The sequence below is a fragment of the Variovorax gracilis genome (genome assembly GCF_030317115.1).
Taxonomy (GTDB): Bacteria; Pseudomonadota; Gammaproteobacteria; order Burkholderiales; family Burkholderiaceae_C; genus Variovorax; species Variovorax gracilis.
Genome location: NZ_JASZYF010000002.1, coordinates 64,682 through 87,918, shown reverse-complemented (window position 1 = coordinate 87,918; position 23,237 = coordinate 64,682). Strand labels below are relative to the sequence as shown.

The following is a 23,237-nucleotide window of genomic DNA, read 5'->3' as shown; positions in this document are numbered from 1 at the left end:
CCGCCGCACGCCGCGGATCCTGCCGGACCCACTCCATGACTGAAGTGCTCATACCAGCCATCGAAAGCGCCCTGCATTTCGGCCCCTTCCGGCTGCTGCGCTCGCAGAAGCTGCTGCTCGAAGAGGACAAGCCCCTGCGCCTGGGCAGCCGTGCCTTCGACATCCTCACGGTCCTGGCCGAACGGGCCGGCGACATCGTCAGCAAGGATGATCTGATCGCCCATGCCTGGCCGGACACGATCGTTGAGGAAAACAGCTTGCGCGTGCACATCGCGGCGCTGAGGCGGACGCTCGGCGATGGACAGGAAGGGCTGCGCTACATCGCCAATGTGCCGGGGCGGGGCTATTGCTTCGTCGCACCGGTTTTCCGGCCTTCGGCGCGAGTCGCAGCCGGCGGATCCCTCACCGCGCCGGAGCGGCCGAATCACAACCTGCCCGTGCGCCTCACCCGGATGATCGGGCGCTCGCAAGTCGTCGAATCGCTGGCGGCCGCGTTGCCCCGCCACCGCTTCGTGAGCGTCGTGGGCCCGGGGGGTATGGGAAAGACGACGCTCGCGCTCGCGGTGGCCGAGGACACGCTGGCGAGCTACGCGGACGGCGTGCGTTTCGTCGATCTCGCGCTGGTGGCCGATCCGCAACTCGTGCCGACGGCGCTCGCCGCAGCGCTCGACGTCTCGGTCGCCATCGACGATCCGGTGTCGGGCCTCGTCAGCCATCTGCAGGACAAGCGGCTGCTGATCGTGCTCGACAACTGCGAGCATGTGATCGAGGCGGCCGCCGCGCTCGCGGTGCGCGTGCTCAAGGCGGCGCCGGGCATTCACCTGCTGGCCACCAGCCGCGAACCGCTGCGTGGCGAGGGAGAACGGGTCGTCCGGCTCGCGTCGCTCGCGGCGCCACCGGACTCCATCCATCTGACCGCGACCGCGGCGCTGGGCTATCCGGCCGTCCAACTCTTCGTGGAACGCGCGGTGGCCACGCAGGACAGCTTCGAGCTCACCGATGCCGATGCACCACTGGCGGCGGAACTGTGCCGCCGGCTCGACGGGCTTCCGCTGGCGATCGAACTCGCCGCGGCGCGCGTGGGATTCTTCGGCATCCGGGAACTGGTTGCGCGGCTGGACGACCGTTTCCGCCTGCTGAACAGCGGGCGCCGCACCGTGCTCGCGCGGCACCAGACCCTGCGCGCCCTGCTGGACTGGAGCTACGAACTGCTGTCCGACAGCGAACGCGTCACGCTGCGGCGCCTGGCGGTGTTCAAGGGCAGCTTCACGCTCGAATCGGCCGAGGCGGTAGCCGTGGACAGCACCTTCGGCACCGTCGACGTGCTGGGCGATCTCACGGCGCTGGCGGCCAAGTCGCTCGTGACTGTCGACGTGAACGACGAGGTCACGCGCTATCGGCTGCTCGACACCACGCGGACCTATGCGCTGGAGAAACTGGTCCGCAGCGACGAGGGTCCGAAGATCTGCCGCAGGCATGCCGAGCACCTCTGCGAACTGCTCGGCGCGACGGACGTCGATGCGCCGGCGACGGTGCGCTCGCAATGGCTGGCAACCTATGGCCGCTTGATCGACGAGGTGCGCGCCGCGCTGGACTGGGCGTTTTCACTTGCCGGTGATCCCGCGCTCGGCGTGCGATTGACGGAAGCGTCGACTTCGCTCGCGTATCAACTGTCGCTGCTCGACGAGTACCGTGTTCGCGTGGAGCGTGCTCTGGTCGACATTGCGTCCCTCGAAACGCCGCAACCCCTGGTGGAACTCCGCCTCCAAGTCGCTCTCGGCGCTTTCGCGGGACAGACGCGCGGCGCGCATGAGGTGGCGAGGTGCGCCTTCCGCCGGGCGTTCGAACTGGCGGAGCAGACGGGTCGGACGCAGCACAGGATCGAGTCGCTCTTCGGCTTGTGGGTCGGCGCTTTCGCGTCCGGGGAGTACGACGAGTCCCTTCGCCTCGCCGAAGCCATGGCTGCCGCCGCGAAGACCGATGCCGACGCGGTGGCCATGCTCATCACCGACAGGATGACGGCGCAGTCGCAGCACTGCCTGGGCCATCACCAGGTCGCACGCGATTTCGCCGGACGCGTGCTGGACCGTTCCCTGGAGCAGCTTCAGTTCGTGAAGAGCAAGCTGCCGTCGGTCGATCGCCGTGTATCGATGCGCATCATCCTGGCGCGCATCCAGTGGATTGAGGGCCATCCGGAGCAGGCCGTCCGCACGGCACGCGAGGCCTTCGAGTTCGCCCTGTCGGACGTGGCCTTCGGCATCTGCCACGCGCTGGCCTGGGCGGCGTGCCCGGTCGCCTTGTGGACGGGAGATGTCGACGCGGCCCGGTGCCTGACGCAGACCTTGCGCGAGGAGTCCACCAAGTACGCGCTCGACTACTGGCAATCATGGGCGCGCAACTATGAACGCGTGCTGTCGCATCAGGTGCCGCTCGTTTCGCCGCCCGACCCGAAGCAAGTGGACATGTTCGGCACGCTCGTGGCGTCGCAGGTCGGGGCTGCGAGCGTCGAGCGTGTCGAAAAAGGCAAGGTTGGCTGGTGTGCGCCCGAGATCCTTCGGGCCCATGGTGAAAACCTGAAGGCGCGCGGTGCCGGCGCGAGCGAAGTCGAGCCGCTCTTTCAACGGTCGCTGGAACTGGCGCGCCGCCAGGGCGCCTTGTCGTGGGAACTGCGCACTGCGACCAGTCTGGGCCGCCTGTGGCAAGAGCACGGAAGAGTGGCCCCCGCGCGCGATTTGCTGGGATCGGTGAGGGCGCGCTTCACCGAAGGCTTCGCCACGGCGGACCTGCGGGCCGCCGACGCATTGCTGGCGCAGTGGGCGCCGTTGCGCTCGGTTCAGTAGCTCGTCTCTCCCTTGGACTTGATCTGGCCGGACTTGTTGGCCTGCGCGGCCGCGGTCCTGCGCGCCTTGCGGGCCGATGAGCGGTCGGCGCCCGAGACCTTCGGCTCGGCGTGCGGTATGGGGTCGCCTTCGCCCAACTGCGGACCCTTGGCTGCTTCCGCGCCGACGGCCCTGCGCGAACTGCGTGCGGCGGAGCGTTGTTGGGCCGAAGTCTTGGGTTTGGCCTCCGGGATCGGTTGACCTTCGCCCATCTGCGGACCTCGTGCGGCTTCGGAACCTTCCTTCTTGCGCTCTGCACGGGCGGCGGCCTTGTCGTCGGTGCCGATGGCTTGCGCATGCGCGCTCAGGGCAAGCATCTGCCCCATGGCCATCGCGACTGTCAAAGCAAGAATCTTCTTCATGTGAAATCTCCGGGAAACTTTGTCGAAGTGACGCGCCATGATCCTCCTTCGTACGACGAAGGCCAATTGCCCTTAGGGGCAGTGGCGGCTTATCCCTACCGGCTGGCGAGTGAGGCCAGGAACCGGATCAGTTCGGCATTGACCTGCGGAGCATGGGTCCAGAGCAGGCCGTGCGGCGCACCGCGCAGGACCACCAGGCGGGCGCCAGGGATGCCTTCCGACAGCGGCGGGCCGATGAGGTGGAGCGGGTACACGCGGTCGGCGTCGCCGTGGATGACGAGCATGGGCACGTCGATGCGCCGCACGTCATCGCGGAAGTCGGTGAGCCAAGCGGCAAGGCCTTCGAGCGTGCCGATGACGGAGCCATGAATAGCCTGGATCCACCTGGCGCGAACGCTGTCTTCGCTGACCAGGGTCCCGGCGAGCTCGTCGAAGTTGCAAGCCCGCTCCAGGAAGCGCCGCAGGAACGCGGGACGGTCGTCCTCGAGCGCGGTGCGCATGTCATTGAAAGCGCTTCGATCCGGGCCGTCGGGGTCGCTGTCGGTCTCGAAGAGCAGGGGCGGCAGTGCGGCGACCAGCACGGCCCGGCTCACGCGATCCGATCCGAAGGTGCCGAGATAGCGCATGACCTCACCGGCACCCATGCCGTAGCCGATGAGCGCGGCATCGTGCAGGTCGAGCACCTCGAGCAGGCGGTCGAGGTCTTCCGCGAGGGTGTCGTAGTCGTATCCGCTGATGGCGCGGCTGGACTGTCCGAAGCCGCGCCGGTCATAGGCGATGACGCGGTGTCCGGCGTCGAGCAAGGCACGAATCTGCTTCTCCCAGCACTCGCTGCCGAGCGGCCAGCCGTGGATGAGCACCACGGGCGGCCCGGAGCCGTGATCCTCGTAGTGAAGCTCGATGGGCTTGGTGTTTTCGCGTCCGACGAGGATGCCTGCCATGGGGTGCTCCGATCAGGGGCTTCTGCCGATCCAATGTTCGCCCTTGCATTTGACAGGCAGTAGGCCCATCAGGACCGGTCGAACCTACACCGAAGGATGAGGCTCGGGGCCACCGGAGGGAGGTCGGCTGGTCCCTAAGGGTTCCGACCGGCAGGCGGTGCCCGATCGGGCGAGGGAACGTCGCCGCCTTTCTGGCGTTCACGAAACAACGCGGCGCGCATCAGAAAAATGGTGGTGACCGGCGCGGTCAGCGCGACGAAGAGGGCGATGAGCGTGGCATGCAGGAAGAGGTTGCCGCCCTGCACCGAGAAATAGACGATGGTGGCGAGCGTGATGCACCACACGCCCACCGTTGCGCCCAGCGTGGGCGCGTGGATGCGCCGGAAAAACGTGGGGAGGCGCACCAGTCCGAACGAGCCGATGGCGGCAAAGGCGGCGCCGAGCACCGCGAACACGGCCGTGAGGATCTCCGCCCACAGCGGCAGCGGGCCCATGATGAAGTCCGTCATGGCGTCTCTCCCCGGTTCATTCGATCACCTCGCCGCGCAGCAGGAATTTCGCCAAGGCGGTCGAGCCGACGAAGCCGAACAGCGCAATCAGCATCGCGGCCTCGAAGTACACGTTGCTCGCATACACGATGCCAAGGACCAGCATCATCAACATGCCGTTGATGTAGAGGCAGTCGAGCGCCATCACCCGGTCCTGTGCGGTGGGGCCGATGAGCAGACGCGCGACGGCGCACAGCATTGCCACGGCGAGCAGGAACAGAGCGAGCTTGAGCGCCCAGAAGAGAACTGGCGTCATGATTCGAAGATCTCCATCAGCGGGCGCTCGTAGCGCGACTTGACCATGGCGATGAAGGCCTGCTCGTCGTCCTCGTCGAATACATGGATCAGCAGGCTCGACCGGTCGAACGAGATCTCGCCCCAGGCGGTGCCGGGTGTGAGACAGAGAATCATCGCGAGCACCGCCAGCGCGTTGGGGTCGCGCATCTCCAGCGGCACACGCACGAAGTGCGGCTCCATTCGGGCGCTGCGCCGTGTGAGCAACAGGCGCGCGACCGTCAGCGCCGAATGCACCAGGTCGAACGCGATGACGCCGCAAAGTCGCAGCGCGAGGCCCGGTCGGCGCATCTTCGCCGTGGCGGGGCGCAGCGACTGGGTCAGCAGCGGCACCGCCAAGGCGAGGATGGCTGCGAGCAGAAGCGTGGCCGCGTCCAGCGACTGGTTCAGCAACAGCCAGACCACGAAGAGGCCCAGCGAGAGCGGCGGCGAGGGGATCCAGCGCTTCATTTTGCAGCTTCCGGTTTCGCTGCGGGGCTGGGCACCTGCTGGGCGCCCAGCACCGCATCGCGGTAGGCGGTCGGCGAGCGCAGGCCCTCCGCGGTGGCGGTGGCGTGCTGCATCACAGGGCCGGCTTCCCAGGTCAGCGCGAAGCAGGCGGCCAGCAGCGCGGCGACCGGGAGCACTTCGAGCGCGGGCAGCGCGGGCATGGTGGCGTGCACCTGCGTCCAGAAATGGCGGATCCCGGTGCGTCCCAGGGCCAGCAGCGTGAAGAAGCCGGAGACGAGCAGCAGCGTCATGAAGGTCCAGGCGGCCGGAGTGACGCGCTCGGCGCCGAACAGGCCCGACAACATGGCGAACTTGCCCACGAAGCCGGACAGCGGGGGCAGGCCCGTGAGCAGCAGCGTACAGCCGACGAAGCTGAGGCCGAGGAAGGCCACGCCGGCCGGAATCGCGCGCCCGTAGAGTGCTTGCGCGTCGTCGTCGAGGTTCACGTCGTCGAGCCGGCTCAGGTCTTCGGACAGGAAAGGCGCACCGCCTGCCGCCTCGTGCGGCGCAATGCTCATGCCGGCGTTGCGCCAGCGCTCGATCATGTCGATCAACAGGAAGAAGGCGCTGGCGGCCAGCGTCGAACTCAGCAGGTAGTAGAGCGCTCCGGCCCACATGGCCGGCTGGCCGAACCCGATGGCCGCCAACAAGGTGCCGGCCGATACCAGCACGCTGAAGCCGGCGAGATTCGAGAGCCGCTGCGTTCCGAGGATGCCGAGCGCGCCAACGAACAGAGTGGAGAGCCCCACCGTGACCAGCACGCCCTGGCCGAATTGCGCGGAAGCCCCGGTATCTGGCGCGAAGAGCAAGGTCCACAGGCGAAGCACGGTGTAGATGCCCAGCTTGGTCAGAAGCGCGAACACGGCGCCCACCGGCGACACAGCGGCGCTGTAGGCCGGCACGAGCCAGAAGTTGAGCGGCCACGCGCCCGCCTTGGCGAAGAAGGCTGTCGCGAGGATGGCGGCCGCAGCATGCACCAGTCCGCGATCCGCGGGTGCCAGTTGCGCGATGCGCACACCGAGGTCGGCCATGTTGAGCGTGCCGGTCACGCCGTAGAGCATTGCGGCGCCGATCAGGAACAGTGACGACGCAGCCAGGTTGATCGCCAGGTAGTGCAGGCCGGCCTGTACGCGCAGGCGCCCGGAACCATGCAGCAGCAATCCATAGGACGCGGCGAGCATCACCTCGAAGAAGACGAACAGGTTGAACAGGTCGCCCGTCAGGAAGGCGCCATTGAGCCCCATGAGCTGCAGCTGCAGCAGCGGGTGGAAATGCACGCCCGCGCGGTCCCAGCGCGAGGTTGAATAGATGGATGCCGCAAAGGCGACCACGCCGGTGAGGGCAACCATCATCGTCGACAGACGGTCGGCCACCAGCACGATGCCGAAGGGCGCACGCCAGTTGCCCGGGAGGTAGACGCCGATCGATCCAGGCCCGCCGCCAGTGTCCGCGGCATTGACCCAGCGCAGCAGCGCGAGCGCGGCGAGGAGGCCGACGAGGCCCGAAACCACGCTCAGGGCTGACTTGGTGCGGCGACGTTGCTCGCCGAGCAGCAGCATCAGCGCGGCCGTCAGCATCGGCACCAGGATCGGCACGGCGATCAGGTGCGGCATGCTGAACTCCAGCAGCTGGTCGAGCAGGCGGGAGAGCGAGGCCATCATTCCTGTTGCTCCCGCCGTTCCTCGCCATCCACATGGTCGGTGCCAGTCAGCCCGCGCGAGGCGAGCAGCACGACCAGAAACAGGGCCGTCATCGCGAAGCCGATCACGATCGCCGTGAGCACCAGCGCCTGAGGCATCGGATCCGCCGTGTTGGCCAGCGTGGCCGTGAAGCCGGGGATCAGTACAGGCTCGCTGTCGATCTTGAGACGCCCCATGCTGAAGATGAAGAGGTTGACCGCGTACGAGATCAGCGTGAGGCCCATGATCACCTGGAAGGTGCGCGGACGCAGCAGCAGGAACACGCCCGAGCCGGTGAGCACGCCAATGGCGATGGCGAGGACAATTTCCATCAGGCCGCGCCCTCCGTTTCGGCCGCGATGCGCGCGGCTTCTTTTTCGGCCTGCTCGTCGACCCATCGATGGCTGCGGATCGACTGGTGGGCGAGCGACGTAAGGATCAGCATGGTCGCGCCGAGGACCAGCGCGAACACGCCCATGTCGAAGAACAGCGCGCTGGGAACGTGGATCTCGCCGAGCCCCGGCAGATGCAGGTGCGCCGTGTGGGTGGTGAGGAAGGGATAGCCCAGCACCACCGCGCCGCCGCCCGTGGCCAGCGCGAGCATCAGCCCGACCGCGATCCAGCGCCGCGGATAGATGCGCAGGTGCTCTTCGACCCACTCGGTGCCCGAGACGATGAACTGAAGCACCAGCGCGACCGACATCACGAGCCCCGCGACGAATCCGCCACCCGGCTGGTTGTGCCCGCGCATGAAGAAATAGACCGACACGAGCACCGACAGCGGCAACAGCAGCCGGACCAGCACGGCGGGCACCATGAGATAGCCGACGGCGGTGTCCTTGGCGCGGCGCGGATTGAGCAAGTCGCTGCTGCCGTCGTCGGGCTGCACGCGTTGCTGCGGCGGCAGCGCCATCGATTCGGGCGCCGGGCGGAAGCGACGCAGCAGCGCATATACCGTGAGCGCGACGACGCCGAGCACGGTGATCTCGCCGAAGGTGTCGAAGCCGCGGAAGTCGACCAGCATCACGTTGACCACGTTGGTCCCGCCGCCCAGCGACAGGGCGTTGTCGAGAAAGAAGGGCGAGATGCTCTGCGGGAAGGGCCGCGTCATCACCGTCCACGCGATCGCGGCCATGCCGGCGCCCGCAGCGATGGCGACGATCAGGTCGCGCCCGCGCCGGCCCCAGGGCCGCATCGATCGGACCGGCTCCGGCTTGGCGGTGCGCATCGGCAACCAGCGGAGTCCGAGCAGGATCAGCACCGTGGTCACGGCCTCCACCACCAGTTGCGTGAGCGCGAGGTCGGGCGCCGAGAACCAGATGTAGGTGATGCAGCACACCAGGCCGGCGGCTGAAGCCAGCATCAGCGACGCGAGGCGGTGGAACTTGGCCTGCCATGCCGCGCTGACGGCGCAGACGCAGCCGATGAGCCAGGTCATCGCGAACATCGGCGAGAAGGGGAGCAACTCGCGCGAGCCGCGTGCGGCCGGCGTGAACCACAGCGATGCACCCGCGCCCGCCAGCGCGACCGCGACGAGCAGCAGCAGTTGCGTCTGCAGTCGCCGTGTGCCGAGCAGTCGCCGGCTGCGGCGACCGGCTTCGCTGAGCCGAGCGAGAACGTTCTCGAACACGCGCTGGCCGTCGAGACCATGCATGAGCGGAGTGAATTCGAGCGCGCCGCGAGCGCGACGGCGACGCTGCAGCACATAGAGCAGCGCGCCGCCCGCCAGTGCAACGAAACTCATCAGCAGCGGCAGATTGAAGCCGTGCCACAGCGCCAGGCTGTACGCCGGCAGGGTGCCGCCGACCACGGGCGTCGCAGCCGTGGCGAGGAAGGCGCCCACCGACCATGCCGGCGCAACGCCGACCACCAGGCAGATCAACACCAGCAACTCCACCGGCACACGCATCCAGTGCGGTGGCTCGTGCGGCTGCTTCGGCACCTCGGGGGGGCCGCAGGGGGGGCCGTAGAACACGTCGAAAACGAAGCGCGCCGAGTAGGCGACGCTGAAAACGCCCGCAATCGTCGCGATGATCGGCAAGGTCCAGTTGACCCAGGGCGTCGACTGGATGAAGACGGTCTCCGCGAAGAACATCTCCTTGGACAGGAAGCCGTTGAGTAGCGGTACGCCTGCCATCGACGCGCTCGCGATGATGGCCAGCGTGCCGGTGATCGGCATCAGCTTGAGCAGCCCGCTGAGCTTGCGGATGTCGCGCGTGCCGCTTTCATGGTCGATGATGCCCGCCGCCATGAAAAGCGATGCCTTGAAGGTCGCGTGATTCATGATGTGGAACACCGCAGCGACGGCCGCGAGCGGACTGTTGAGCCCGAGCAGCAGCGTGATGAGCCCGAGGTGCGAGATGGTCGAGTAAGCCAGCAACGCCTTGAGGTCGCGCTGGAACATCGCGATGTAGCCGCCGAGCAGCAAGGTGATGGCGCCGGCGCTGCCCACCATCCAGAACCACTGCTCGGTGCCGGAGAGTGCGGGCCACAGACGCGCCATCAGGAACACGCCGAGCTTCACCATCGTGGCCGAATGCAGGTAGGCGGACACCGGTGTGGGCGCTGCCATGGCGCGCGGGAGCCAGAAATGAAACGGAAACTGCGCGCTCTTGGTGAAGGCGCCGAGCAACACCAGCACCAGCGCGAGCGGGTAGAGCCGATGTGCCCGGATCAGGTCGCCCGAGGCCAGCACGAGGTCGAGTTCGTAGCTGCCGACGATGCGGCCCAGCACCAGCACGCCGGCCAGCAGGCACAGGCCACCCGCTCCGGTGACCGCGAGCGCCATGCTGGCGCCGCGCCGCGCGTCGCGCCGGTGGTGCCAGTAGCCGATCAGAAGAAAGGAGAACAGGCTGGTGAGCTCCCAGAACAACACCATCTGCACCAGGTTGCCCGAGAGCGCCACGCCCATCATCGCGCCCATGAATGCGAGCAGGAACGAGAAGAAGCGCGGCACAGGATCCGACGCCGACATGTAGTAGCGCGCATACAGCACCACCAGCGCGCCGATGCCCAGCACCAGCATGCAGAACAGCCATGCGAAGCCGTCCATGCGGAACGAGAGATCGAGGCCGAAGGCAGGCAGCCACTCGATGTCCTGCCGGATCACATTGCCGTCGGCGAGATGTGGAAAGAACCACGCGGCCTGGATCGCGCAGCCCAGTGCGACCAATCCTGCCAGTGTCGATTCCCGGTTGCGCGCATTCGACGGCAGCAGGGCCGCGAGCACGCTGGCGATGAAGGGAAGAGCGACGAGAAGGACTAGGGGCATCGCAATCGATTCTATCGATCGCCCCTTGCCCGGAACTCGTTCAGGAGATGAAGTGCTGCACCGTGCGGAAGCCCAGCCACGTCAGCAGCAGCGATCCGCCGAGATGCAGGGCGACGGTGCCGAGCGCGAGGCCGGGACGCCCGCCCACGATCATGCCGACGACCTCGGCAGAGAAGCTGGAGAAGGTGGTGAGCGAGCCCAGGAATCCGGTGACCACGATGAGGCGCCATGCGGGATCGATGTCGGGCAATGCCGTGAACCCCGCGATCGCCAGGCCTACGAGATAACCGCCGATAAGGTTCACGGCAAGCGTTCCCCACGGCAGCAATCCGCCGGGATTGAGCCACATCGCGAACCCCCATCGCAGCAGGGCGCCGATGCAGGCGGAGACGCAGATGACGACGATGTTCAGCAGCATCAAGCGATTATCTTTGGACGGAGCGCGGCTATTTCTCCGCGCCCATCACGACGTCGGGCAGGATCGTCACGATGCTCGGGAACACCGTGATGCAGACGATGCACAGCACCAGGCAGAAGAAGAAGGGGATGGCCGCCTTGGCGATCACGTTGCTGTCCTTGCCGGTCATGTTCTGCAGCACGAAGAGATTGAAGCCGACCGGCGGCGTGACCTCGGCGATCTCGACCAGCAGCACGATGAAGATGCCGAACCACACCAGGTCGAAGCCGGCCTTCTGGATCATCGGCAGCACCACCGCGCTGGTCAGCACGATCATCGAGATGCCATCGAGCGCAGTGCCGAGCACCAGATACACGACGACCAGCGCGCCGATCAGCGCGTAGGGTGAGAGGTGCATGCTGTCGACCCACTCGGCCAGTTCGCGCGGGATGCCGGTGAAGGCCATGGTCTTGGTCAGGAAGGCCGCGCCGGCCAGGATGAACATGATCATGCAACTGGTGCGCGTGGCGCCCATGATCCCGTCCTTGAAGTTCTGCCACGTGAGGCTCTTGCCCCAGGCCGCGATGGCCAGCGAGCCCAAGACGCCGAAGGCGGCGCATTCCGTGGCTGTCGCCCAGCCCGCGACCAGCACCCAGACGATGAAGATGATCAGCAGCGCACAGGGAATGAGGTTGCCCGACAGGCGGATCTTTTCCCTGAAGCTTGTGGGCGGATCGGCTGGGGGCACCTGGTCCGGATGGCGCAGGCTCCACCACCCGATGTAGCCCGAGAACAGCACCATGAGCAGCAGGCCCGGCAGGAAGCCGGCCAGGAAGATACGGATGATCGACGCATCGGCCGCCACCGCGTAGACCACCATCGTGATCGATGGCGGAATCAGGATGCCCAGCGTGCCTGCGGTGGCGAGCGAGCCGATGGCGAGCTTCTCGTTGTAGCCGCGGCGCACGAGTTCGGGCAGCGCGACCTTGGCGATGGTCGCGCACGTCGCGGCGGACGAGCCCGACACCGAGCCGAACACCCCGCAGCCAAGGATCGTGGTGTGCATCAGCCGCCCCGGCACTCGGTTGAGCCACGGACGCAGGCCCTCGAACATCTCTTCGCTGAGCTTGGTGCGAAACAGGATCTCGCCCATCCAGATGAAGAGCGGCAGCGCCGCCAGTTCCCAGGAAGCGTTCGACTCCCAGAAGGACGAGAAGAGGTTCTTGGCCGGCAGCGTGTTGGTGAAGAAGGCCTGGCCGACCCAGCCGACGATGGCCAGCGTCATCGCGATCCAGACACCGCCGGCCAGCAGGACCAGCATGATGGCAAGCAGCAGCGCGCCCATCAGAAGGGTTTCGAGCATTGTTTGCCCTCTAGACGTCGGAGGAAAAATCGCCTGCGGCGTGCCGTTCCTCGACTGCGCGCTGGTAGCTCGGCTTCTCGCCGCGCACGACGCCGACGAGTTCGTCGATCATCGCGATCAGCAGCAGCCAGCAGCCGAGCACGAAGGTCGATTGCGGAATCCAGATCGGGATCACGACGAGACCGGTCGCCATCTCCGCAAACTCGTAGCTCTCCCAGGTGAAGCTGGTGGCCGCGTAGGCGAGGTAGGTCACGGCGACCGCGGCGATCAGCAGGCAGGTGACGTCGAGCGCGCGCCTCAGCTTGGGAGACACGACGTCGAGCAGCAGCGTCACGCGGACGAAGTCGCCGTGCCGGAAGGCATGGGCCATCGCGAAGAACGCGGCGGCGGCGCAGAGCCAGGCCACCACGTCGTTGAGCCCGCTGACGTGCCAGTTCACCTGCCGGCCGACGCCGGCGACGATCATGAGCACGAAGATCAGGAACACGCAGAACGCGGCAAGCGCACCCGCCCCGTCGTAGAGACGGTCGAGGAAGCGGCGCATCGCCTATTTCTTCTTGTAGGTGTCGACGATCGCCGCGCCATCCGCGCCGGCGGCCTTCAGCCAGTCGGCCTGCATGATGCCGCCGACCTGGCGCATGTCGGCGTCGAGCTTGGGCGAAGGCTTGTGAATCTTCATGCCGCGTTCGGTGAGCAGGCGCTTGTACTCGTCATTCTTCTCTTGCGCGACTTTCCAGCCCCGAGCCTCTGCGTCGGCGGCGGCCTTGGTCACGGCCGCCTTGGTGGCCGGGTCGAGCGCGTCGAAAGCCTTGAGGTTCACCAGCACCGCGTTCTTCGGGATCCACGCCTGGGTGTCGTAGAAGTTCTTGATGCTTTCGTAGGTCTTGGTGTCGTAGCCGGTGGAGCCGGAGCTCATGTAGCTTTCGATGACACCCGTTGCCATCGCGGCGCTGAGTTCGGCCTGCTGGATCTGCACCGGTTGCGCGCCGATCAGCTCCGCGATCTTGGCCGTGGCCGGACTGTAGGCGCGCCACTTGATGCCGCGCAGGTCGGCCACCGAGCCGATCTCCTTTTTCGAGTAGATCCCTTGCGGCGCCCACGGCACCATGAACAGCACCTTGATGCCTTGCGCGGCGAGGAGCTTCTCCATCGCGGGCTTGGACGCGTCGTACAGCTTCTTGGCTTCGGGGTAGGTGGTTGCGAGGAACGGCACGCCGTCGAGCGCGTAGATCGGGTTCTCGTTGGCGAAGTTGGCCAGCAGGATCTCGCCGGCCTGGGCCTGGCCGCTCTGCACGGCGCGCTTGATCTCAGGCGCCTTGAAGAGAGACGCGTTGGCATGCACCGTGACCTTCAGCTTGCCCGCCGTCGCCGCGTCGACATCCTTCGCGAACTGCGTGATGTTCTCGGTGTGGTAGTTCGTGGCAGGGTAGGCGGTGGGCAGGTCCCACTTGGTCTGCGCGAAGGCCGCCGCGCCAAGGGTGAGGCCAGCGAGTGCAATACCAAATTTGTAATTCATGGGCTCTCCAGAACGTGCGAAAGTAAAAAGGCGACGGGGAGCATACGTGCAAATATCGGGCCATCGCTTGGGCATTTCCCTGCCATGGCGCAAGACTGAATCGGATGCGACCGAAACGAAAAAGGCCGCCCATGGGGCGGCCTTCGAGTCGGCGCGGTGCCTCCGCGCTATAGATGGATTCAGGGCTTGGCGGTGGCCTTTGTCGGCGCATTGCTAAAGGTCTGGCCGTTGACCGTGAGGCCCTCGCCCGACAGCCTGCTCGCTGCCTTTTCCTTCACGCCCTTGACGCGACTCATGAAGTCGGGCCAATCCTTGAACTCACCTTGCTTGCGCTCCTCGACGATGCGCTTGGAGAGCGCGGGCCCGATGCCCTTGATCGAATCGAGTTCAGCATCCGACGCCTTGTTGGCATCGACGGCCGCCCAAGAGGCGGCAGCAAACAGCATGGCCGAAACGGCCAGGATCTTCTTAAGCATTCAAACTCCCTGACATTGTTGTGCATATGCAAGAAACGCCGAAGCGTTCCGCCGGGCGCACGCTGCGCGCCAGCGCGGAAATCATAGGGTGATTCGCGGCTTCAGCACAAGCCGATCAACTTGCCTGCTGCGCTCAGAGCTCTTCGACCCTTCGAGGCGGGTAGCTGTCCCAGGCCTGGCAGCCCGGGCAATGCCAGAAATACTGGTGGGCCTCGAAGCCGCATGCTGCGCAGCGATAGCGCATGAGAGGTCGCGTGGCCTGGTCGAGGGAGCGTTGAACCTGCGGATGGAATTGTTCATGCTCGAAGCGCTCGCCGCTGAGCCAGCGTGATGCAGCCACCAGCGAGGGGTGATGCGCGAGATGGGCGATATAGCCATCGCGCGGTTCCGGCGCCCTGTCTGCCGTGGATTGCGCCTCGTCGGGCAAGGCCGGCGTGCCACCCAACGCGATGATCGCTTCGAGCACGTCGATCGATGGTGATGCGACGTACCTGCGCTGCAGCAGCGCCAGCGCTTCACCGGACCGCTGCGAAGCGACAGCGGCCTGCTGCAGCATGGCCGCGTACAGCGGGAGCGCCAGCGGTGCGTTCTCGCTGAGCGCTTCGAGCGTGTCGAAGGCAGCGGCGGAATCGCCATTGCGCAACTGCAGGGAGGCTGTCTCGATGGCCGGCCGCGGCGCGTGCGGCGCCAGCACAACGGCTTCCTGAAGCAACACTGCCGCTGCGTCGAGATCGCCGGCGGCCACGCGTTCGGTGGCCTGTTCGCAAAGATGGTGGGCCCGTCGTGTGCTGTAGCTGGCCTGCTCGGACTCGTCGAGCTTCTGTGCCACCGCCGCGGCCTGCGCCCATTCACGCGAACGTTCATAGATGGCAAGCAGCGACAGCCTCGCCTCGTTCTCGTAGCGAGTGCCTTCGAGCTTTTGCAGTGCGGCTTCCGCGCGATCGAGCAGGCCGGCACGCAGGAAGTCCTGCGCCAGTGCATGCTGCGCGCGGTCGCGGTCTGCGCGGCTCAGGTCGCCGCGCCCCAGGAGGTGTTCGTGCACGCGTACCGCGCGCTGGTATTCGCCGCGGCGGCGAAACAGGTTGCCGAGCGCGAAGTGCAGTTCCTGGGTGTCGGGGTCGTTCTGGACCGCTTCGATAAAGGCGTCGATGGCCTGATCCTGCTGCTCGTTCAGGAGGAAGTTCAGGCCGCGAAAGTAGGCCTTGGGAGCCTGGCGGTTCTCGATCTTCAGTTGCCGGAGGTCGAAGCGCGATGCGAGCCAGCCGAGGACGAAGGCAATGGGAAGGCCAAGCAGCAACCAGCTGAGATCAAAGTCCATGTTGGCGTACGGCGGGTAGGTCGGTGGTGACGACCGGCTGGGCGGGCGTCGTGGCGGATGTTCCGGTCGGCACCGGGGTGGCGGGCAACTGAGCCGCCGCGCTGCGGTGCTTCCACCAGCCCGGCAGCATGCCTAACGCGCCGACCACGAGCCCTCCCGCGAATGCCGCGAGCACCACGAGCACGAGTGGCGCGCGCCAGGACGTGCCGAAGAAGAAGTAGACGGTGGCGTCGTGCTGGTTGTTCAGCGCGAAGGCGAAGAGGGTAAAAAAAATGGCTGCCTTGAGCAGCCACAGGAGGTATTTCATGCGCATCCCCGTTGGCGGGGGAATTCTATGCCCGCCTGTCGCGGACCCCAACGGCGACTCAGCCGCGTTTCTGTTTCGCGGCGTCGAGCTCGACGGTTCGTGCGTCGACCGCTTCGCGAAGGGCCTTGCCCGGCTTGAAGTGCGGCACGCGCTTCTCGGGAATCTGCACGCTCTCGCCCGAGCGCGGATTGCGCCCGATGCGCGGAGGGCGCCGGTTCACGGTAAAGCTTCCGAATCCGCGGATCTCGATCCGGTGCCCGCGCACCAGAGCGTCGCTCATCGCATCAAGAATGGTCTTGACGGCGTATTCGGCATCGCGGTGCGTCAGCTGCGCAAAGCGCGCTGCGAGTTCTTCGACAAGGTCGGAGCGGGTCATGGCAAGAAAAAACGGAGACGAAAAAAAGGACAGAGCGGCGCATGGGCCCACTCTGTCCTCGGACGCAGCTTACTTGTCGCTGTTGTCCAGCTTGGCGCGCAGCAGGGCGCCGAGGCTGGTCGTGCCCGCGTTCTCGCGTGCCGACTGCTGGCTCAGGCTCTGCATGGCTTCCTGCTGGTCGACCATGTCCTTCTGCTTGATCGACAGCTGGATGTTGCGGGTCTTGCGATCCACATTGACCACCACGGCCGTGACTTCGTCGCCTTCCTTGAGCACGTTGCGTGCATCTTCCACGCGGTCGCGGGAGATTTCGCTGGCGCGCAGGTAGCCAATGATGTCTTCACCGAGGTCGATTTCAGCGCCGCGGGCGTCCACGGTCTTGACCTTGCCGGTCACGATCTGGCCCTTGTCGTTCACGGTGGTGAACGTCGTGAATGGGTCGCTGTCGAGTTGCTTGATGCCGAGGCTGATGCGCTCGCGGTCGACGTCGACAGCCAGCACGATCGCTTCGACTTCCTGGCCCTTCTTGTAGTTGCGAACGGCGGTTTCGCCGGCTTCGTTCCACGAGAGGTCGGACAGGTGAACCAGACCGTCGATGCCGGCAGCCAGACCCACGAACACGCCGAAGTCGGTGATCGACTTGATCGGGCCCTTGACGCGGTCGCCGCGCTTGGTGTTCTGCGCGAACTCTTGCCACGGGTTGGCCTTGCACTGCTTCATGCCCAGGCTGATGCGGCGCTTGTCTTCGTCGATTTCGAGGACCATGACTTCGACTTCATCGCCCAGCGAGACGATCTTGTTCGGAGCGATGTTCTTGTTGGTCCAGTCCATTTCGGAGACGTGCACCAGGCCTTCGATGCCGGGTTCGAGTTCGACGAACGCGCCGTAGTCGGCAATGTTCGTGACCTTGCCGAACAGACGGGTCGATTGCGGGTAGCGGCGCGAAACGCCCATCCACGGGTCGTCGCCCATTTGCTTGAGACCCAGCGAGACACGGTTCTTCTCGGTGTCGAACTTGAGGATCTTGGCGGTGATTTCCTGGCCGGCCTGCACCACTTCGCTCGGATGGCGGACGCGGCGCCATGCCATGTCGGTGATGTGCAGCAGACCGTCGATGCCGCCGAGGTCGACGAACGCACCGTATTCGGTGATGTTCTTGACGACGCCGCGCACGACTGCGCCTTCCTTCAGGGTTTCCATCAGCTTGGCGCGTTCTTCGCCCATGCTGGCTTCGACCACGGCGCGGCGCGAGAGCACCACGTTGTTGCGCTTGCGATCGAGCTTGATGACCTTGAATTCGAGGGTCTTGTTCTCGTAGGGGGTCAGGTCCTTGATCGGACGCGTGTCGATCAGCGAACCCGGCAGGAATGCGCGGATGCCGTTGACCAGGACGGTGAGGCCGCCCTTGACCTTGCCGCTCGTCGTGCCGGTGACGAAGTCGCCGGACTCGAGGGCCTTCTCGAGCGCGAGCCACGAAGCCAGACGCTTGGCGGTGTCGCGCGAGAGGATGGTGTCGCCGTAGCCGTTTTCAACGCTGCCGATGGCAACGGAAACGAAATCGCCGGCCTGGACTTCGAGTTCGCCCTTGTCGTTCTTGAACTCCTCGATCGGCACGTAGGCTTCGGACTTGAGGCCTGCGTTGACCACGACGTGGTTGTGTTCGACACGCACGACTTCGGCGGTGATGACCTCGCCGGTGCGCATTTCGGAACGCTTCAGGGATTCTTCGAATAGGTCGGCAAAAGATTCAGACATTGTGTTTTCCTTCCGTCACGCAGGGTTTGCAGCAGCACCATTGCGGCTGGCTTGGATCTGGAGACGGCGGTGGTGTGGGCTTGGGGCCCGGTTGAGGTTGAACAACCAGCGGGCCGATGCGCTGTCGCGCGGCGGGGACCTGCTGGACCGAAACGCCGATCAAGAAGACTTGAAGGGCTGTACTTGCTGCCACCAGTCCAGCACCTGTTCGACCGATTGCTCGACCGAAAGGAAGGAGTTGTCCAGGAGGCGGGCGTCAGGCGCCGGCTTGAGCGGCGCGACGATGCGGGACGAATCCCGGAGGTCACGCGCTTCCAGGTCGGCGCGAAGGGTATCGATTGTAGTCGAAATACCCTTTGAAATCAATTGCTTATAGCGTCGCTCGGCCCGGTGGGCGGCGCTGGCCGTGAGGAATACCTTGAGCCTGGCGTCCGGAAAGACCACCGTGCCCATGTCTCGGCCATCGGCCACCAGGCCGGGAAGGCGGCGGAAGCTTCTTTGCAGCGCCAGCAACGCGGTGCGCACGGCTGGCAGTGCCGATACCCGGGAGGCGTCCATGCCGGCGGCCTCGGTACGGATCGCGTCGCTCACGTCTTCGCCGGCCAGGAGCACATTGCCTTCGCTGAAGCTCAGCGGAAGGCCGCGAGCGAGGTCGGCGATCCGGGCCTCGTGCTCGGCGATCGCATCCAGGCCGCTGCGCCGCATGGCAAGGCCGGTGACGCGGTAGAGCGAGCCCGAGTCGAGGTAGTGGTAGCCGAGGCTGCGTGCCACTTCGACGGTCAGCGTGCCCTTTCCCGACGCGGTCGGTCCGTCGATGCAGATCACCGGCACCTCGACGGTCTTGGCCACTGAGAACAGGGTTTCAAAATACTGGGGGAAGGTCTTGGCGACGCAGTGCGGATCCAGGATGCGCACCGCCACGCCGGCCGGATTGAATGCAGCCAGCGAAAAACACATCGCCACTCGGTGATCGTCGTAGGTGCGGATGCTCGCCGCGCGCCAGCCCGGCGCGGCCAGCGGATGGACGCGGATGAAGTCCGGGCCGTCCTGGACGGTGGCACCGAGCTTGCGCAGCTCGTTCGCCATGGCGTCGATGCGATCGGTTTCCTTCACGCGCCAGCTCGCGATGTTGCGCAGGGTGCTGGGACCGTCGGCGTAGAGCGCCATCACGGCGAGCGTCATGGCTGCGTCGGGAATGTGATTCGCGTCGATGTCGATCGACTTCAGCGGCCAGGTACCGCGCGAAATCGCGAGCCAGTTCGGCCCGCTGTCGACGCGGGCGCCCATCAGGCGGGCGGCCTCGACGAAGCGGATGTCACCCTGGATCGAGTCGGCGCCGACGCCTTCGATCCGGATCCCCGAGCCCTCGGCGATGGCGCCGAGTGCGATGAAGTAGCTGGCCGACGACGCATCGGCCTCGACGTGGATTTCCCCGGGTGAGCTGTACTGGCTGCCCGCCGGAATCGTGAATCGCTGCCAGCCGTCCCGCTTTACCGAGATGCCGAAGCGCGCGAGCAGGTTGAGCGTGATCTCGATGTAAGGCTTGGAAATGAGTTCGCCGACCACTTCGATCACGATGTCCCGGCGCGCCGCCAGTGGCAGCGCCAGCAGCAGCGCGGTCAGGAACTGGCTGGAGACATCACCGCGCACGCGGATCGGCGCATCGAGCTGCAGCGAATCGAGCGCGACCGGGTGAATCCGCAGCGGCGGGTAGCCCGGGTTGCCGAAGTAGTCGATATGACAGCCCAGCTGGGTCAGCGCGTCGACCAGGTCGCCGATCGGACGCTCGTGCATGCGCGGGACGCCACGGAGCTCGAATTCGCCGCCCAGGAGTGCCAGTGCGGCGGTGAGCGGGCGCATCGCCGTGCCGGCGTTACCCAGGAACAGCGAGGCCTCAGGCGTCCGGAGCTTGCCGCCGAGCCCTTCGATGCGAAGGGTGGTGCCGGTCCGGTCGATGCCGCAGCCGAGCGCAGCGAGCGCATCCAGCATGACGCGCGTGTCGTCGGAGTCGAGCAGGTCGTGAACCGTCGTCGTGCCGCTGGCGAGCGCCGCCAGCAGCAGAACCCGGTTGGAGATGCTCTTGGAGCCCGGCAGGCGGACGGTGCCGGCTGCCGATGCGAGCGGTGGAATATCGAGGAAGGGGGTCGAGAACATTGTCAGTCGGGCGAAGCCGCGACGCCGGGATGCCATTGCGTGCGAGTGCGGCTCGCCGCGGCGATGGCGTCTTCGAGAGCTTGCGCGTTGCCCGAGGCCACCATGGCTTCAAGCTGCGTCAGGGCGTCGCGAAACGCCTGCGACTGGAGCAGCACCTGTTCGCGATTGGCGAGCAGGATGTCGCGCCACACCGCAGGCTCGCTGGCCGCGATGCGCGTGAAGTCGCGAAAGCCGGGCCCAGCAAGTTCCAGGAACCGTTCGCCCTGGGGATGGGCGGCAATGGCATTGGTGAAGGCGAAGGCGAGCAGATGGGGCAGGTGACTGACGGCGGCGAAGGCGCTGTCGTGCGCCTCGGGCGTCATCGTCACCACCTTGGCGCCGATGCTGGTCCAGACCCGCGTGGCCCGCTGGACATTGGAACGCAACGTGGCCTTGATCGGCGTGAGCACCACCTGGCGTCCCGTGTACAGGCCGACGTCGGCATGCTCGACGCCCGCGACTTCCTTGCCGGCGATGGGATGCGCCGGGACGAACGCGCCGAGCTGATCCTGCAGTCCGCGGCGCGCCGCCTCGATCACGTCGCCCTTGGTCGATCCCACGTCCATCACCAGCATCTGCTCGGTGATGCCGTGTCGGATTGCCTTGAACGTCTGTTCCGAGGCCCCGACCGGCACGGCGATCAGGACCAGATCGGCCCCCGACACCGCGAGCAGCGCGGAAGGCGCAGCCACGTCGATCACGCCGAGCTGCTTGGCGCGCTCGGTGGTGGAGGGAGACTTGCTGTAGCCGACCACGCGCTTGACCAGGCGGGCACGCTTGAGTGCCAGGGCGAAGGATCCGCCCATCAATCCGCAGCCGATCAGACCCAACTGTTCAAACATCGTCGGCGAGCCTCAGGCGGTGACCGGGTAGGCGCCGATGACCTTGTAGAACGCGCACAGCTTGCGCAGTTCGGTCAGCGCGGCGGCGACGTTGGGCTGCGAAGGATGCCCGTCGAGGTCGATGTAGAAGTAGTACTCCCACTGGCCGGTGCGCGCCGGACGCGACTCGAAGCGGGTCATCGAGACGTTGTTGTTCTTCAGCGGCACCAGCAGGTCATGGACCGCGCCGGGGCGGTTGGGCACCGACACGACGAGGCTGGTGCAGTCCTTGGCCGACGAGGGCGGCATTGCCAGGGTCTGCGGGAGGCAGATGACGGCAAAGCGGGTGCGGTTGTACGAGTCGTCCTGGATTGCATGCGCGACGATATGCAGCCCGAAACGGGTGGCTGCGCGCTCGCTGGCGAGTCCGGCCCAGGCCGGATTGCCGGCCGCGAGACGCGCGCCTTCTGCGTTGCTGGAGACTGCGCGCCGTTCAGCATGCGGGAGATGCTTGGAAAGCCACGTCTGGCACTGGGCCAGCGCTTGCGGGTGGGCAAGCACCGCCTCGATGCCTTCGAGTTCGTTGCTGGTACGCAGCAGGTGATGGCGCACCAGCAAGCTGACCTCGCCGACGACGTGGGTTGGCGAGTGGAGGAACAGGTCGAGCGAGCGGGTGACGACACCCTCGGTGGAATTCTCGACGCCGACCACGCCGTACTGCGCGCTGCCTGCGGCGGTGGCGTGGAAGACTTCGTCGAAGCTCGCGCAGTAGATGAGGTCGGCGGCGCCGCCGAAGTACTCGACGGCCGCCTGTTCGCAGAACGTGCCTTCAGGCCCCAGTACGGCCACCCGCTGAGGCGACTCCAGCGCCAGGCAGGCCGACATGATCTCGCGCCAGATGGCCGCGACGTGCAGATCCTTGAGCGGCCCGCCGTTGCTCTGCTGCATCTTCTCGATCACCTGCGCCACGCGATCGGGGCGGAAGAAGGGCGTGCCCTCGCGCTTCTTGACCTCGCCGACCTGCTCGGCAACATGCGCGCGCCGGTTCAGGAGATCGAGAAGCTGTTGATCGAGCGAGTCGATCTGCACGCGCAGATCGGCAAGGCTGGAGGAGGTGTCAGGGGCGGAGGGCTGTGGAGCGGGTGCGGTCATCGTTGAGGTGCGCAGCGTCTAGGCATGCGACCGCTCGAATTCTCGCATGTAGGACACGAGCGCCTGCACCCCGGCCAGCGGCATGGCGTTGTAAATGCTCGCGCGCATGCCGCCGAGGGACTTATGGCCCTTGAGTTGCAGCAGGCCCGCTTCGCGCGCGCCGGCGAGGAACGCGTCGTTGCGGCCTTCGTCGCGCAAGAAGAAGGGCACATTCATGCGCGAGCGGCAGGCGGCGTCGACCTTGTTGTCATAGAACGCGGAGCCGTCGATGAAGTCGTACAAGAGCCGTGCCTTGGCGATGTTGCGGGCTTCCATGGCGGCGACGCCTGTGAGTGCGCCCTCAGTCTGCTGGCGCAGCCACTGGAAGGTCAACCCGGCGATGTAGATGCCCCAGGTGGGAGGCGTGTTGTACATCGACTGGTTGTCGGCGACGGTCTTGTAATTGAAAGCACTGGGGCAGATCTCGAGCGCGTGGCCGAGGAGGTCGTCCCGGACGATCACGATCGTGAGGCCGGCCGGACCCAGGTTCTTCTGGGCTCCGCCGAAAGCGAGGCCCACATGGCGCCAATCGACGGGCCGTGAGGCGACGTGGGACGAGAAATCCATCACCAGCGGCGCCTGGCAGCCGAGGGCTGCAAGGTCCGGGATTTCCTGGAACTCGACGCCGTTGATCGTCTCGTTGCTGCAGATGTGCACGTACGATGCGTTGCCCGAAAGCTGCCACGTCGACGGGTCGGGCAGGCGCGTGTGCTGGTCTGCCGCATTGGTTGCGGCGATGTTGACCTTGCAGTAGCGCTGGGCTTCCTTCTGCGACTTGGCGCTCCAGCTGCCGGTGACGACGAAATCCGCGCTGGTGCCGCGCGAAAGATTCATCGGCACGATCGCGTTTTCGCCCAACCCGCCCCCTTGCATGAAGAGGATGTGGAACTGCTCCGGCACCGCGAGGAGATCGCGGATGTCGGCTTCGGCCTGCCTGCAGATCGCGCCGAACTCCTTGCCGCGATGGCTCATCTCCATCACGCTCATGCCGCTGCCTTCCCAGTCCAGCATCTCGGCGGCTGCACGCTGCAGCACCGCCTCCGGCATGGCAGCCGGCCCGG

General features: G+C 66.2%; 22 protein-coding genes. 1 reads left to right on the top strand and 21 read right to left on the bottom strand.

The window, feature by feature from the left end; translation table 11 throughout:
- The first annotated feature begins 35 nt into the window (after window positions 1-35).
- Window positions 36-2,840 carry an ATP-binding protein gene (locus QTH97_RS06005; protein ID WP_286567186.1) on the top strand — a complete coding sequence of 935 codons (2,805 nt, stop codon included), beginning with the start codon at window positions 36-38 and terminating at the stop codon, window positions 2,838-2,840.
- Here QTH97_RS06005 and QTH97_RS06000 read toward each other — a convergent pair.
- The 21 genes from QTH97_RS06000 to serC all read right to left on the bottom strand — a co-directional run bounded on the left by QTH97_RS06000 (window position 2,834) and on the right by serC (window position 23,223).
- A complete protein-coding gene (locus tag QTH97_RS06000) occupies window positions 2,834-3,241 on the bottom strand; it encodes a hypothetical protein (protein WP_286567185.1) in 408 nt (135 codons plus the stop codon). The two genes, QTH97_RS06005 and QTH97_RS06000, sit on opposite strands and share 7 nt — an antisense overlap.
- A 95-nt stretch (window positions 3,242-3,336) precedes the next feature.
- Window positions 3,337-4,182: an alpha/beta fold hydrolase gene (locus QTH97_RS05995; protein ID WP_286567184.1), complete on the bottom strand. Its 846-nt coding sequence runs from the start codon at window positions 4,180-4,182 to the stop codon at window positions 3,337-3,339.
- Between the two features lie 134 nt (window positions 4,183-4,316).
- Window positions 4,317-4,691, bottom strand: coding sequence for a monovalent cation/H(+) antiporter subunit G (gene mnhG, locus QTH97_RS05990; RefSeq protein WP_286567183.1), 375 nt, complete (start codon window positions 4,689-4,691; stop codon window positions 4,317-4,319).
- 16 nt (window positions 4,692-4,707) lie between these two features.
- Window positions 4,708-4,986, bottom strand: a complete 279-nt coding sequence (locus QTH97_RS05985; RefSeq protein WP_286567182.1) for a K+/H+ antiporter subunit F — start codon at window positions 4,984-4,986, stop codon at window positions 4,708-4,710.
- Window positions 4,983-5,474, bottom strand: a complete 492-nt coding sequence (locus QTH97_RS05980; protein ID WP_286567181.1) for a Na+/H+ antiporter subunit E — start codon at window positions 5,472-5,474, stop codon at window positions 4,983-4,985. Before QTH97_RS05980 ends, QTH97_RS05985 begins: the two co-directional genes overlap by 4 nt.
- Window positions 5,471-7,171 carry a monovalent cation/H+ antiporter subunit D gene (locus QTH97_RS05975; RefSeq protein WP_286567546.1) on the bottom strand — a complete coding sequence of 567 codons (1,701 nt, stop codon included), beginning with the start codon at window positions 7,169-7,171 and terminating at the stop codon, window positions 5,471-5,473. Before QTH97_RS05975 ends, QTH97_RS05980 begins: the two co-directional genes overlap by 4 nt.
- Window positions 7,171-7,524, bottom strand: coding sequence for a Na+/H+ antiporter subunit C (locus QTH97_RS05970; RefSeq protein WP_286567180.1), 354 nt, complete (start codon window positions 7,522-7,524; stop codon window positions 7,171-7,173). The genes QTH97_RS05975 and QTH97_RS05970 overlap by 1 nt, the downstream gene beginning before the upstream one ends.
- A complete protein-coding gene (locus QTH97_RS05965) occupies window positions 7,524-10,463 on the bottom strand; it encodes a monovalent cation/H+ antiporter subunit A (protein ID WP_286567179.1) in 2,940 nt (979 codons plus the stop codon). Before QTH97_RS05965 ends, QTH97_RS05970 begins: the two co-directional genes overlap by 1 nt.
- Before the next feature lie 40 nt (window positions 10,464-10,503).
- Window positions 10,504-10,881 carry a fluoride efflux transporter CrcB gene (gene crcB, locus QTH97_RS05960; protein WP_286567178.1) on the bottom strand — a complete coding sequence of 126 codons (378 nt, stop codon included), beginning with the start codon at window positions 10,879-10,881 and terminating at the stop codon, window positions 10,504-10,506.
- Between the two features lie 28 nt (window positions 10,882-10,909).
- A complete protein-coding gene (locus tag QTH97_RS05955; protein WP_286567177.1) occupies window positions 10,910-12,223 on the bottom strand; it encodes a TRAP transporter large permease in 1,314 nt (437 codons plus the stop codon).
- A 10-nt stretch (window positions 12,224-12,233) separates the two neighbouring features.
- A complete protein-coding gene (locus QTH97_RS05950; RefSeq protein ID WP_286567176.1) occupies window positions 12,234-12,767 on the bottom strand; it encodes a TRAP transporter small permease in 534 nt (177 codons plus the stop codon).
- Between the two features lie 3 nt (window positions 12,768-12,770).
- On the bottom strand, window positions 12,771-13,739 hold the full coding sequence (locus tag QTH97_RS05945) for a TRAP transporter substrate-binding protein (RefSeq protein ID WP_286567175.1): 969 nt from the start codon (window positions 13,737-13,739) through the stop codon (window positions 12,771-12,773).
- A gap of 179 nt (window positions 13,740-13,918) precedes the next feature.
- Entirely contained in the window at window positions 13,919-14,215 is a 297-nt protein-coding gene (locus QTH97_RS05940; RefSeq protein WP_286567174.1) for a ComEA family DNA-binding protein, read from the bottom strand.
- Between the two features lie 133 nt (window positions 14,216-14,348).
- A complete protein-coding gene (gene lapB / locus QTH97_RS05935) occupies window positions 14,349-15,533 on the bottom strand; it encodes a lipopolysaccharide assembly protein LapB (RefSeq protein ID WP_286567173.1) in 1,185 nt (394 codons plus the stop codon).
- Complete coding sequence (locus QTH97_RS05930) at window positions 15,523-15,840, bottom strand: LapA family protein (protein WP_286567172.1); 318 nt, start codon at window positions 15,838-15,840, stop codon at window positions 15,523-15,525. The genes lapB and QTH97_RS05930 overlap by 11 nt, the downstream gene beginning before the upstream one ends.
- Before the next feature lie 58 nt (window positions 15,841-15,898).
- Window positions 15,899-16,216: an integration host factor subunit beta gene (locus QTH97_RS05925; protein WP_286567171.1), complete on the bottom strand. Its 318-nt coding sequence runs from the start codon at window positions 16,214-16,216 to the stop codon at window positions 15,899-15,901.
- A 69-nt stretch (window positions 16,217-16,285) separates the two neighbouring features.
- Window positions 16,286-17,971 (bottom strand): 30S ribosomal protein S1, encoded by a 1,686-nt coding sequence (rpsA, locus tag QTH97_RS05920; RefSeq protein ID WP_286567170.1) that lies wholly within the window; start codon window positions 17,969-17,971, stop codon window positions 16,286-16,288.
- A 159-nt stretch (window positions 17,972-18,130) separates the two neighbouring features.
- A complete protein-coding gene (locus tag QTH97_RS05915) occupies window positions 18,131-20,125 on the bottom strand; it encodes a bifunctional 3-phosphoshikimate 1-carboxyvinyltransferase/cytidylate kinase (protein ID WP_286567169.1) in 1,995 nt (664 codons plus the stop codon).
- A 2-nt stretch (window positions 20,126-20,127) separates the two neighbouring features.
- Window positions 20,128-21,006, bottom strand: a complete 879-nt coding sequence (locus QTH97_RS05910) for a prephenate dehydrogenase (RefSeq protein ID WP_286567168.1) — start codon at window positions 21,004-21,006, stop codon at window positions 20,128-20,130.
- Between the two features lie 12 nt (window positions 21,007-21,018).
- Window positions 21,019-22,137 (bottom strand): prephenate dehydratase, encoded by a 1,119-nt coding sequence (gene pheA, locus QTH97_RS05905; RefSeq protein ID WP_286567167.1) that lies wholly within the window; start codon window positions 22,135-22,137, stop codon window positions 21,019-21,021.
- A gap of 18 nt (window positions 22,138-22,155) precedes the next feature.
- Window positions 22,156-23,223: a 3-phosphoserine/phosphohydroxythreonine transaminase gene (gene serC, locus QTH97_RS05900; protein ID WP_286567545.1), complete on the bottom strand. Its 1,068-nt coding sequence runs from the start codon at window positions 23,221-23,223 to the stop codon at window positions 22,156-22,158.
- Window positions 23,224-23,237 lie beyond the last annotated feature (14 nt).

What these genes read in the sequence shown, in the direction of transcription:
- crcB (WP_286567178.1), bottom strand. Translation starts at nt 10,881, where the DNA reads ATGCTGCTGAACATCGTCGTCATCTGCGTCTCCGCCTGCATCGGCGCC.
- QTH97_RS06005 (WP_286567186.1), top strand. Translation starts at nt 36, where the DNA reads ATGACTGAAGTGCTCATACCAGCCATCGAAAGCGCCCTGCATTTCGGC.
- rpsA (WP_286567170.1), bottom strand. Translation starts at nt 17,971, where the DNA reads ATGTCTGAATCTTTTGCCGACCTATTCGAAGAATCCCTGAAGCGTTCC.
- QTH97_RS05915 (WP_286567169.1), bottom strand. Translation starts at nt 20,125, where the DNA reads ATGTTCTCGACCCCCTTCCTCGATATTCCACCGCTCGCATCGGCAGCC.
- mnhG (WP_286567183.1), bottom strand. Translation starts at nt 4,691, where the DNA reads ATGACGGACTTCATCATGGGCCCGCTGCCGCTGTGGGCGGAGATCCTC.
- lapB (WP_286567173.1), bottom strand. Translation starts at nt 15,533, where the DNA reads ATGGACTTTGATCTCAGCTGGTTGCTGCTTGGCCTTCCCATTGCCTTC.
- QTH97_RS06000 (WP_286567185.1), bottom strand. Translation starts at nt 3,241, where the DNA reads ATGAAGAAGATTCTTGCTTTGACAGTCGCGATGGCCATGGGGCAGATG.
- QTH97_RS05955 (WP_286567177.1), bottom strand. Translation starts at nt 12,223, where the DNA reads ATGCTCGAAACCCTTCTGATGGGCGCGCTGCTGCTTGCCATCATGCTG.
- serC (WP_286567545.1), bottom strand. Translation starts at nt 23,223, where the DNA reads ATGCCGGAGGCGGTGCTGCAGCGTGCAGCCGCCGAGATGCTGGACTGG.
- QTH97_RS05950 (WP_286567176.1), bottom strand. Translation starts at nt 12,767, where the DNA reads ATGCGCCGCTTCCTCGACCGTCTCTACGACGGGGCGGGTGCGCTTGCC.
- pheA (WP_286567167.1), bottom strand. Translation starts at nt 22,137, where the DNA reads ATGACCGCACCCGCTCCACAGCCCTCCGCCCCTGACACCTCCTCCAGC.
- QTH97_RS05930 (WP_286567172.1), bottom strand. Translation starts at nt 15,840, where the DNA reads ATGAAATACCTCCTGTGGCTGCTCAAGGCAGCCATTTTTTTTACCCTC.
- QTH97_RS05975 (WP_286567546.1), bottom strand. Translation starts at nt 7,171, where the DNA reads ATGGCCTCGCTCTCCCGCCTGCTCGACCAGCTGCTGGAGTTCAGCATG.
- QTH97_RS05945 (WP_286567175.1), bottom strand. Translation starts at nt 13,739, where the DNA reads ATGAATTACAAATTTGGTATTGCACTCGCTGGCCTCACCCTTGGCGCG.
- QTH97_RS05970 (WP_286567180.1), bottom strand. Translation starts at nt 7,524, where the DNA reads ATGGAAATTGTCCTCGCCATCGCCATTGGCGTGCTCACCGGCTCGGGC.
- QTH97_RS05925 (WP_286567171.1), bottom strand. Translation starts at nt 16,216, where the DNA reads ATGACCCGCTCCGACCTTGTCGAAGAACTCGCAGCGCGCTTTGCGCAG.
- QTH97_RS05985 (WP_286567182.1), bottom strand. Translation starts at nt 4,986, where the DNA reads ATGACGCCAGTTCTCTTCTGGGCGCTCAAGCTCGCTCTGTTCCTGCTC.
- QTH97_RS05965 (WP_286567179.1), bottom strand. Translation starts at nt 10,463, where the DNA reads ATGCCCCTAGTCCTTCTCGTCGCTCTTCCCTTCATCGCCAGCGTGCTC.
- QTH97_RS05995 (WP_286567184.1), bottom strand. Translation starts at nt 4,182, where the DNA reads ATGGCAGGCATCCTCGTCGGACGCGAAAACACCAAGCCCATCGAGCTT.
- QTH97_RS05910 (WP_286567168.1), bottom strand. Translation starts at nt 21,006, where the DNA reads ATGTTTGAACAGTTGGGTCTGATCGGCTGCGGATTGATGGGCGGATCC.
- QTH97_RS05940 (WP_286567174.1), bottom strand. Translation starts at nt 14,215, where the DNA reads ATGCTTAAGAAGATCCTGGCCGTTTCGGCCATGCTGTTTGCTGCCGCC.
- QTH97_RS05980 (WP_286567181.1), bottom strand. Translation starts at nt 5,474, where the DNA reads ATGAAGCGCTGGATCCCCTCGCCGCCGCTCTCGCTGGGCCTCTTCGTG.